Raw genomic sequence first — 10,672 nt, 5'->3', positions numbered from 1 at the left:
GAACCCTGCACGCTGCCAACGAGAGGTTATCACAGATTACCCAATCGTTGAACGATGTAAAGGAAATAAAATAAAGAAATAAATAGGGAAATAGATTTTTTTTCCCGGAAAGACTGCCTATAATAATTCTAACACATTAAAGGTAAACTCAACACTAAACAATTACCGGACAAATGTCCATTGAATGGCGTGCCGGCCCGTCCGGATTACAGACAGTGGAAATCAGTTCAAATCGTGTTGATTAGGAGTTTACTCTCAATCTCTGGATTATTATAGGCTTTTTTGTATAGAAACGACAACAACAATTAATAAAACAAAAATTAAAACTCAACATAGATTATGACAACCGCAGCCATTATAGTAGGCATTATTTGTTTGGTAATCGGTGCAGCAGCAGGGATTCTGTTCTCTAAAAGCTCACTCAATACCAAAGGAAAATTCATCATAGACGATGCAAAGAAAAATGCCGAAAACCTTCTGGAAAAAGCCAATGTCCAGGCAGAATCCATAAAAAAAGAAAAGAACCTGCAGGCCAAGGAAAAATTCCTGGAGCTGAAGTCCCAACACGATGCCGATATCCAGGCACGCGAAAAGAAGATGCAGGAAATCGAGAAAAGAGCAAAGGACAAAGAGCACAAACTGAATGATGAGCTGAATAAAGCCGCCAAGCTTGAAAAAGATCTGGATAAGCAGATTGCCGATTATGCCAGAAAAAGTGAAGTGCTGGATAAAAAGCAGCAGGAGCTGGATTCCGCAACGGCAAAGAAGGTAGAAATCCTTGAGAAGATTGCTAATTATACGGCAGAAGAAGCCAAAGCAGAGCTTGTGGAAACCATGAAAGCCGAAGCCAAAACCAGAGCCCAGGCCCACGTACAGAGCATCATGGAAGAAGCCCAGCTGAATGCCAAAAGCGAAGCCAGAAAGATCGTGATCCAGACCATCCAGAGAATCGGGACAGAGCAGGCCATCGAAAACTCGGTTTCTGTATTTAACATCGAATCCGATGAGGTAAAAGGACGGATTATCGGAAGGGAAGGACGGAATATCCGTGCCCTGGAAGCGGTAACGGGAGTTGAAATCATTGTGGATGATACCCCTGAAGCCATCCTTCTTTCATGTTTCGACCCGGTAAGGAGAGAGATAGCCAGATTATCGCTTCACAGGCTGGTAACCGACGGAAGAATCCACCCGGCAAGAATCGAGGAGGTAGTGGAGAAGACGAGAAAGCAGATCGAAGAGGAGATCATCGAAGTAGGAAAAAGGACCATCATCGATCTTGGGATCCATGGCTTACACCCTGAACTGATCAAGATCGTAGGAAGGATGAAATACCGTTCTTCATACGGACAGAACTTATTACAGCACTCCAGAGAAGTAGCGAACATCGCTGCCACCATGGCTGCAGAGCTGGGACTCAATGTGAAACTGGCAAAAAGAGCAGGTCTGCTGCATGATATCGGTAAAGTTCCGGAACAGGAATCCGAGCTTCCGCACGCTTTACTGGGAATGCAGTGGGCTGAGAAGTATGGTGAAAACGCAGAAGTCATCAATGCCATTGGTGCCCACCAAGACGAAGTGGAAATGACCTCCCTCTTATCACCGATCATCCAGGTGGCGGATGCCATCTCCGGAGCAAGACCGGGAGCCAGAAGACAGGTGCTGGAATCGTATATCCAGCGACTGAAAGATCTTGAATCTGCAGCGATGAGCTTTGACGGTGTTTCTTCAGCCTACGCCATCCAGGCCGGAAGGGAACTGAGGGTAATGGTGGAAAGCGGAAAAGTAAACGACGAAGTAGCTTCCCAGCTCTCTTATGATATCTCTGAAAAAATCCAGAATGAACTGACTTATCCGGGACAGGTGAAAGTTACGGTAATCCGGGAAACCAGAGCGGTGAACATCGCAAGATAAACGCTTTATACAAGATACAATGAAAAACCTTCCGGGCATCCGGAAGGTTTTTTTATTGGTACAGCCGACTTAAGCGGCATTTGAAGAATTCCTTTAGATCATGCATCATACCGGTTCGGATAAAACCCGTCAGGGGTACCGGATAGCCTCTGCCAGTTCTATCGGATTATTATGTTTTTTAATATAATCCTGTTGTGTTCTGGTAAGCTGTTGGTAATCCGGTGTAAATTCCCTGCCGTTTTCATCCCGCCACCGCACTTTTACATTCCCGGCCTTCATTTCCCGGTACGGATCGTTATAATAGTCTCTCCGGACTTTATCCAGCTGTTTTGCCGTAACCTCGAGAGGCAGAGCAGACAGATAATGAATATCAAAGTTTTCGTCCTTTTTTATAGACGTAAGCGAAAATTCATAATTGTTTTTTGCCTCTTTCATATATACGATCAGTCCCGGCAGTCCGTCAAAGACATAGGGGCCGTTCTGCAGGGCAATATCAGTGGTAAACCATGCTTCCCAGGTACGGTTGGAATAGGTAAGCGTTGCCTTCTGGCAGTTGTATGCTCCTATTTTCCCGGTAGCTGTACCGATTTTCCATCTGAAAACAGGACTCTTCTCCGAAATTTTAAAAACGTCCCTGAGCAGAACCGTAAACCGCTGGATTTTTTTTCTGCTGTTATCTTTAATCACCATGAAATGGTAATCATATTTTTTCTGGAATTCTTCCCCGGCTTTCTGCCTTTTCATCACCACAGAATCATTAAGGTACTGATCTTTGGAATAGAACTTTGATTCATTATCCTTGATCAGGAGAACCATTTCCCTGCTTTTTACCTCGTCGCTTAATGAGTCCGGTTTATAAGTCATCCGGTACAAGATCCTGTAGCTTTGTGCATAGGACAGTGTCGAAAACAGACTCACGAAAATCAATGTGCTAAATAAACTTCTCCATTCCATAATATCGGATTGCTTTTTGTTTTAAAGGGTTTGTGCTCCATTCTTCCCATTTGCCAGTATAGGGATCATAACCGCATTTCAGCGGCTTTGAAATATCAAGTCCTTTTTCATCTGTATGGGTACGGTTAGTATAGGCCCTGCAGTCTGTACAGATGTATCTGAACTCACAGTCTTTACAGCCCTCGATGCTGTCTTTGGTAAGGTTCCAATACTGTTTGAAATCTTTCCGGTTGAGAGCTTTTTCCAGTGTCGTATCGCTGATATTGCCAAAGCTCCGGGTCATTGAGGGACAATTTTTAATATTCCCGGCACTGTCAATTGACAGCTTACAGTTTAAACAGGAGTTGTGGTGCATGGACTCGGAAATGAGTTCAAGGTTGATAGAATCGATATTTCCCTGTATGGTCCCGCAATATTCAGGACCTTCCACAACGCGTTTTATATAACGGATCTTATTATCTTTTACCGGATGGTCCGCCGGGTTTTTATCTGCAGTAAAAACGGTAATTGTACTGATGACGGGAAGCTTGGAAATTGCTTTTATATCTGCTCTTGTTGTTCTCAGATGGGCTGTTTTTCTTATGCATACGTCAAGCTGGATGTCCCGCAGCCTGTTGCAGGGATCACTGCCTATCCGGATGATGTGTTTTTTCAGTTCTTTCAGCTTTTTCTCAGAAAAGCAACGGAACAGGATGGCCTCTACACCCAGTTTCCCTATTTCAGCGTAGATGTTCTCTATTGAATCAAGGGATGTTTCAGAATCAATATCAATGATCATATTGGTTATCCTGCCAGGGTTGTGCCACCGCATGTTGATGGGCGGAAAGGCATCCTTTTCATCACCGGATATCTGGAAAATCAGGTCATTTTTCAGCAGGAATTTTTTATATGCCCTTGTCACTTCCTTTTCATCGGGATACAATGCCTGCAGGGATTCGAAATCAATTTCACTGCTCACGACCTCATACAGGACCGTAGGAATATACCAATACCTTTTTTTAGTGATATCCAGCAAAAGGCAACGTGAATATCCTTTCACAGGAATAATATCAGCATATAGCTTATAGATTATTTTTTCTGTTTTCAAAATTTGGATATTTTTTTATAAAATTTTTTACTCAGATAGATTCCGGATCCATTCTGCAGGGAAGAAGGAATCTGCAAATCCCGGTAATCCGGCAACTTTTCGTTCGGGCTGAAAAGGGAATCCAGGTCCCTTACAATATAAGATCCTTTATTTCTTTTAATGATTTTCTTCAAATGATTAACATTCATTCTTTTTCCGTATTAAAAATTCAGCAACTTCTTTTTCGAGGCAGTAGTTGCACGGCAGGGAAACCATGCCGAACTGTCCCACCGTATTAATTTCTAAAAAAACATATCTTCCCTTATCATCCTTAATCATATCTATGGAGCCGGAGCAAAGATGCAGCTGATTCATCAGACGGGTTAAGCGCTCCTTTATGGTCTGCGGCAGATCATAGGGCACACACCGGTTAGGATCAGACAGATCGTAGTTTCTGAAATCGGTTTTCGTTTTATGGCTGCCGGAAGAGAAAATAGCCATGGCGTAGAACGAGCCGTCCAGATAGAATATTCTTAGTTCAAACTTCTTCCGGATATTTTCCTGAAATAGGGAAGGGGTAAAGTTTTCAATCCTGCACTTTCTGACCTTTTGCGTGTGGGTGCCGTACATCCCACCGGACCCGGTGAAAGTGATGCTCTCAAAGATAGGCTTGGTTATCAGGTCTTTGTTGTGTTGTAGTATCAGTGACAACGATTCTCTGCTGTTGGCTATGTAGGTTTCAGGAACAGATAACCCATACTTTTTGGCCAGTCTCAGCACTTGTATCTTATCCAGTTGCAATGAATCCCTGTAATGATCAAACCACTTCCATTCCGGATAAAAATCAAATAATATCCTCAGAAACCGGTTTCTTTCTGCAGAATGAAACTTGGCGAATGTAATCAGGTTGCGGGCAATTTCATTTTCCTGCCTGATGACATCATCATAAACCATGTCTGTAAATCTTCTGCACCATACGACCTTTATATGCTCAAGATTAATTTTTCGACGGTTAACTTTATCGAAAACTTCAAGCTTATGATTATTGATGTCTATAAACAGATCGTAATAGTCGGGATTAGTGATCTGATTGACATTGATTCTTATAAAAGGGATTTCATAATAATTCAGCCAGTCGCATACGCTGTTGGTGGTCAGTTCCAGATCCGCTTTGGATATAATTAAAATTTCAGTCATAATTCCAAGCCTTCCATTTCCTGGGACATGTGGTACCGGTATACCGCGTCCAGGTCTTTATAAAATCTTTTATATTCTCCCACGAACAGGTAATTTTTATTTCCGGAAACAAAATACCTTTTATAAATGTTTTTTCTCCGTTTCCTGTCATGATCACTAAAGCAGAGTACTTTTTTATCATACAGCCTGGCAGTTAACGTATCATTTTTCAGGATAATCGTTTCCGGGATCTCCTTAATGATAAAGAGGCTGTAATAGACCTCATTGCCTTTGCTTTTCTTATTTTCCCTGAGCTTGTCGCAATAGGTAAAAACCAACGTGCCGTACCTGCGGAAAAACGGCCGTCTGCTCAAATGCCTTCCCCCGTAACTGTAAAATGAAACAGGCTGTCTGGTATTCTGAAACAAATAGGTATATTTATGATCCTCAGGCAAGTCTGAAACCGTTGCCTGATAAGCTGAACACGAGATCAGTACGGTGAAGGAAAAGAAAGCCAATAAAAATTGGCTTTCTGCTGTTTTTTTCAGAAACATATCCTATAAATCTGAACCTGTTGCCCAGTCTGAGTCATCCGTTGATCCGTCATCTGCTGTCTGCCCTCCGCCACAATTGGTCATAACCATTGTTGTTGTGGGTTCCTGACTCTTTTTTCCTCCTTTCAGGGAAATCATATCATGGGAGTTTAATTTTTTGTCTTGTAACGACTTTAATTGCTTTTTCATTTTTGTAAAGTTTTTGTAATTAATATCCGGATCAGGATTTATACACGTCAGATCCCTTTTGGTGTCGCTTGCAAGCCTTGCTGATTCATCTTTCTTCCGCATTACGTACTACGGAATACCGGACAAATCAATATTTTTTAATTCCTAGCTAATCACTTAATGAATAAAAAATTCCGGAAAATTCCGAATCCTTTTTCAATGCTGAATTTGCCTGAGCAGGAAAATTTAGTATTGTGATAAAATAATGATATGTTTTATTTTTTACAATTTTAAATATATTTGTTGAATTAAAAAAGAGGTTTTTTAACATTTTTGAAAATATTCAGGCAGTGTTAACCTAATGGCGCAAACGAGAGAAAAAAGTTTTGAAATAGGAGTACAAAGGTTAAAATAGTAAATAAAATCGTGTTTTCCGGTTAAATTAATTTGAAAACAGACGTAAATAGGCCGGCTTATATTTCTACCGCAGATTTTCGTCTTGTTACAGGTAAGCCTTTTTAAGATCTTATCAGGTTATGTCATATTGGCGTGATGCAACTAACCCGCGGGAGCTATACGCCCGTTCAAATGCATATCAATACACGAACAGGTTAGCACGACAGAGCAATGCTGTTTTTACGTTGCCTCAATTTAATCAGCGGCAAAATACGGCCGGATTGAAATTAATTTCTATTTTTAACCAAATTTACAATACCATGCAGGAACTTCCGCTGTCTTCAAAAATGAAGTATATTTTCTCCCTTCCGGTTATTATTTCCGCGCTGGGGTATTTTGTGGATATTTATGATTTGTTGCTGTTTGGGATCGTCAGGATTCCCAGTCTGAAAGCTTTGGGCCTGAATCCCGATACCGATGGAACCTTCATCTTAAATGCCCAGATGACCGGTTTGCTGATCGGAGGGATTTTCTGGGGGATCTTCGGAGATAAAAAAGGCCGGCTTTCGGTCTTGTTCGGATCCATTCTCGTCTATTCGCTTGCCAATATCGCCTGCGGCTTCCTGCCGTACTTTCCGGAAGAACACCTGGTATACCAGTATGCGGGATTGCGTTTTATTGCAGGGATTGGTCTTGCGGGAGAACTGGGAGCAGGCATAACACTGGTTTCGGAAAGCCTGCCGAAAAGCCTTCGGGCCATCGGGACTTCCGTGGTTGCAGGATTCGGGCTTATGGGCGCGGTGGTGGCCCAGCTCACCGTGGAGCTGGCCGGCGGATGGAATATCTCCTACATTATCGGCGGAATCCTAGGGATTGCCCTGCTTTTCCTGAGGATCAGCGTTTCTGAATCCGGAATTTATAAAAAAATGGAACATGCTTCAGTTTCAAAAGGAGATTTCCTCTCTTTTTTTACCGACAAAGACCGGCTGATACGGTATCTGAAATGCATTGCGGTGGGGCTCCCTACCTGGTACTGCATCGGGATCTTAGCGGTTCTGGCCAATCAGTTTGCCCCGGAGATGGGCATTGCCAGCCTTAATCCCGGAAAAGCAATCATGTGGGCCTATGCAGGGATTTCCGTAGGGGATTTCACCAGCGGATTTCTTTCCCATTTTTTAAAATCGCGGAAAATGGCTATTTTCTACATGCTTGCCTTCACCATCGCCGGTGTGGCGATCATGCTGTTCGGAAATACGGATTCCGAGACGAAATATTACCTGTTCTGCATCTGGCTTGGATTGGGCACCGGATACTGGGCCATGTTTGTTACGCTGGCAGCAGAGCAATTCGGGACCAATATCAGGAATACCGCTACCACTACCGTTCCGAACATGGTGCGCGGGCTGGTTCCCGTTATGATTTTCGGGTTTGATGTTTTTAAAAGTACATTTACTGTCATCATCAGCGCCGCCCTGGTAGGTATCATCGTCTTTGCACTGGCCTTTTACGCTGTCCTCACCCTTTCCGAAACCCATGAAAGGGACCTGGACTTCACAGAATAAATACAGGTGTTTAAGTAATAACTACAGTTTTTTTACGTTAGAAAGAAAATAAGTCAGTCAAAATAAACAAATTATAAAAATACTAAGAAATTATGCTCCGAATAATGAATATTTGTTTAACTTTGAAAGACCATTAAGCATTTTATTAATCCAAAAACCAATCACAATGCAGAACAACATTTTGAAGAATGCCAGAAGGCTCAGAAAAGAAGATCTGAAAAATATTATTGGAGGCGCCAAAGGCGGCGGTTCCGTAGGGACTCCGGATCTTTCGCTTTGCGGATGCAGTTGTACAGGAGCCGTTACCGGCCCGAAATACTGTGTTACTTATATTGCCTGTCCGCAGGTGATTACCTGTTAACAGCAGCATTTTTTATCAACCAGAAAACATTTCCACATTTAATACGCAAAAGCCTTTCGGATCTTCCGGGAGGTTTTTGTCATTATAATCCTGGTGTTTTTGAACACGCGCTATCATAAGTGATAAGTGATAAGTAATCAATTATCGTTTATCGCTCATCACTAATTGCTAATTGCTCATTACTCATCATTCATCATTCATCATTCATCATTCAGTTCATCATACGTCGTCAAAACTTTTATCCGTAAGATGTGCGAATCTCCTGTTCTTGGGTTCCCCGATTTTCTGCCGGTGATAAATGCTGTTATTCCCTGAAAACAGGTAAGATACAATACAGGCTATAGCCACGTAAACACCGCAGTCCGCGCCGAATAGCTCAATTCCCATCAGCAGGCAGGCAATCGGCGTATTGGTAGCCCCGGCAAAGACGGCTACGAATCCCATCCCTGCCATCAGGCCGCAGGGAAGCGGAATTATTACCGACAGTGCGCTTCCTAATGCGGCTCCGATGAAAAACAGCGGTGTTACCTCACCGCCCTTGAAGCCTGCTGCCAGGGTAACAACCGTAAAGAGTATTTTCATGATAAAATCGTACGGGGGAAGCTGATGGTCAAAAGATTCAAGAATGACAGGGATTCCCAGCCCGATGTATCTTGTGGTGCCCATGGCAAAAACGGCTGCAGCCACGATAAGCCCGCCGACCAATGGCCGGAGCGGAGGATACTGTATTTTGGATTTGAAAAGCCGGCCGGTCCGGTGAAGCAGCCTGCTGAAAGCTGCAGCGCAGATTCCAAAGGCAATGCCTGCCAGGATACTGTAGATGATGGGAAGAAATGCAATCTCCGGAATAAAATCAATAACGTAATGGGTATGTTTCGCCTGCCAGAGATCAGTAACGGCATCTGCCGCAATCGCGGCGGCAAAGGCCGGAAAGATGGCATTGTAGCGGATTCGTCCGGTCAGGAATACCTCCAGTCCGAAGACGGCACCGGCCAACGGAGTTCCGAACACGGAGCCGAAGCCCGCTGCGATGGCTGAGATAAGGAGGATATTCCTGTCTTCCCGGTCCAGCTTCAGCGGCCTGGTCAGCTGATCTGCAATGGCACCGGCCATCTGCAGCGCCGTTCCTTCACGGCCTGCCGAGCCTCCCGTAAGGTGGGTCATCAGGGTTCCAAGATAGACAAACGGTGCCATTTTGAAAGGGATGGTCTCTTTCGGCTCATGGATATTTTCGAGAAGCAGGTTGTTTCCCGCTTCCACATCCTTGCCGAAATAATGGTATAGCGCACCTACCAGAAATCCGGCTACCGGTAAAAAGGCAATCACCCAGGAATGGCTTTCCCGGAAATCCGTAGCCCATGCCAATGACATTAAGAAACCTGCTGAAACCGTGCCGGTAAGCAAACCGGTCATCGTACTGATGCATAACCATCTGACAAGATAGGGGAGCGCAGGATATTTCCTGAAAAACAATAAAAAGCGGAGTTTTATAAGCCGGTAGGCTGGTCTTTTATGCATGGACATATCTTCCTGATTCAATTATGATTGATCATTTTTTAATCAGGCGTCATCAGCCTTACATAGGCGGTTGGGTAGGGAAGAACACCATTTCCCTGTCCTGCAAAGATACGGATTACCATTAAATAAAAACGCCTTACCCTGCCGTAAAATCTACTGTCCTTAACAACGCGCCTGTCTTTTCGGAACAAATGTTTAGGTTATGAAGAAGTTATCACGGTTTCTTTGCCGGTTGGTAAAAATAAGCAGGGAACAGATCGGCGGACCATCATACATAATACGTTTCCGGAAGCGTCTGTGGTCCTGCTGACCTGATGCTGTTAATCAGCCGGGAAGCGGCCACAGTTCCCATTTTAAAACCGTCATTGATCAGGCATTCATAAGTTTCATCCAGGTACCGCGGAAGCGTTCCTTCAGAAATAGCAATAACCTTCGCTTCGGAAACCCGCACTTTCTTTTTGATGAGCGAACTGTGCAGGCCGGCCAGGGTCTCGTCGCTCATGGCAAAATAACCATCAAACGTTTCATAATCAAGAATAATTTCCACCTTGTCTTTTACGGCATCTGCAGAATCGCAGTGGAGCAGTTTGCATTGTATTCCGGGATGCTGATCCAGTACCTCTACAAATGAATCTTTCCGGATCTGGGTGATTTCCAGATTCTCGTCACCGAAAATGGCCAGGATCTTCGTGCAGCCGGATTCTATGAACCTCTCGGCTGCCGTTTTTGCATACATCTTATTGTCAAATACCACCTCATCAAAAAAAATTTGCGGAACGGTTTTATCGAAAATAACAACCGGTACCTCCATTTCCCTGATCCTATGAAGGTGATGGAGGTCTTTGCTGTGCTTCGTCAGTGAAATCAGTACACCATCAACCCTTGAATTGATACAGGTAATGACGTTCTCCTCCTCAATGGCAGAAGATTCTTCTGAAGACAGTACGAAAAAGTGGTATCCTTCCGAATGCAGTACCGAAGAAATCCCCTTAATGATGGAAGGAAC

Annotated in this window: 10 protein-coding genes and 1 riboswitch; of the genes, 3 read left to right on the top strand and 7 right to left on the bottom strand. The window is 43.7% G+C overall.

What is annotated here, in order from left to right; all coding sequences use genetic code 11:
- Positions 1 to 339: 339 nt before the first annotated feature.
- Entirely contained in the window at positions 340 to 1,911 is a 1,572-nt protein-coding gene (rny, locus tag QZ735_RS17615) for a ribonuclease Y (protein WP_294251275.1), read from the top strand.
- Positions 1,912 to 2,040: 129 nt separating this feature from the next.
- On the opposite strand, the gene QZ735_RS17610 is transcribed toward rny, so the two are convergent.
- The 5 genes from QZ735_RS17610 to QZ735_RS17590 all read right to left on the bottom strand — a co-directional run bounded on the left by QZ735_RS17610 (position 2,041) and on the right by QZ735_RS17590 (position 5,850).
- Entirely contained in the window at positions 2,041 to 2,829 is a 789-nt protein-coding gene (locus QZ735_RS17610) for a GLPGLI family protein (protein ID WP_294251270.1), read from the bottom strand.
- Between the two features lie 13 nt (positions 2,830 to 2,842).
- Positions 2,843 to 3,952, bottom strand: a complete 1,110-nt coding sequence (gene gwsS / locus QZ735_RS17605) for a grasp-with-spasm system SPASM domain peptide maturase (RefSeq protein ID WP_294251267.1) — start codon at positions 3,950 to 3,952, stop codon at positions 2,843 to 2,845.
- A gap of 177 nt (positions 3,953 to 4,129) precedes the next feature.
- Positions 4,130 to 5,128, bottom strand: a complete 999-nt coding sequence (gene gwsG / locus QZ735_RS17600; protein ID WP_294251265.1) for a grasp-with-spasm system ATP-grasp peptide maturase — start codon at positions 5,126 to 5,128, stop codon at positions 4,130 to 4,132.
- On the bottom strand, positions 5,125 to 5,535 hold the full coding sequence (locus tag QZ735_RS17595) for a hypothetical protein (RefSeq protein ID WP_294251262.1): 411 nt from the start codon (positions 5,533 to 5,535) through the stop codon (positions 5,125 to 5,127). The genes gwsG and QZ735_RS17595 overlap by 4 nt, the downstream gene beginning before the upstream one ends.
- Before the next feature lie 129 nt (positions 5,536 to 5,664).
- Complete coding sequence (locus QZ735_RS17590) at positions 5,665 to 5,850, bottom strand: hypothetical protein (RefSeq protein WP_294251258.1); 186 nt, start codon at positions 5,848 to 5,850, stop codon at positions 5,665 to 5,667.
- A 695-nt stretch (positions 5,851 to 6,545) separates the two neighbouring features.
- On the opposite strand from QZ735_RS17590, the gene QZ735_RS17585 reads away from it, so the two are divergent.
- Both QZ735_RS17585 and QZ735_RS17580 read left to right on the top strand, forming a co-directional pair.
- Positions 6,546 to 7,787 (top strand): MFS transporter, encoded by a 1,242-nt coding sequence (locus tag QZ735_RS17585; RefSeq protein ID WP_294251278.1) that lies wholly within the window; start codon positions 6,546 to 6,548, stop codon positions 7,785 to 7,787.
- A 166-nt stretch (positions 7,788 to 7,953) separates the two neighbouring features.
- The gene (locus QZ735_RS17580; RefSeq protein ID WP_294251255.1) at positions 7,954 to 8,148 is read left to right on the top strand and encodes a hypothetical protein; all 195 of its coding nucleotides are present in this window, start codon (positions 7,954 to 7,956) and stop codon (positions 8,146 to 8,148) included.
- A gap of 219 nt (positions 8,149 to 8,367) precedes the next feature.
- On the opposite strand, the gene QZ735_RS17575 is transcribed toward QZ735_RS17580, so the two are convergent.
- Complete coding sequence (locus tag QZ735_RS17575; RefSeq protein ID WP_294251252.1) at positions 8,368 to 9,672, bottom strand: voltage-gated chloride channel family protein; 1,305 nt, start codon at positions 9,670 to 9,672, stop codon at positions 8,368 to 8,370.
- A 30-nt stretch (positions 9,673 to 9,702) separates the two neighbouring features.
- Positions 9,703 to 9,770, bottom strand: a riboswitch (Fluoride riboswitch).
- Positions 9,771 to 9,934: 164 nt separating this feature from the next.
- On the bottom strand, positions 9,935 to 10,672 hold a 738-nt coding region (locus tag QZ735_RS17570), incomplete at its 5' end, for a LacI family DNA-binding transcriptional regulator (RefSeq protein WP_294251251.1).

The sequence above is a fragment of the uncultured Chryseobacterium sp. genome, assembly GCF_913776365.1.
Lineage (GTDB): Bacteria > Bacteroidota > Bacteroidia > Flavobacteriales > Weeksellaceae > Chryseobacterium.
Note: the sequence above shows the minus strand (reverse complement) of the source record. Positions and strands in the feature narration are given on the sequence as shown.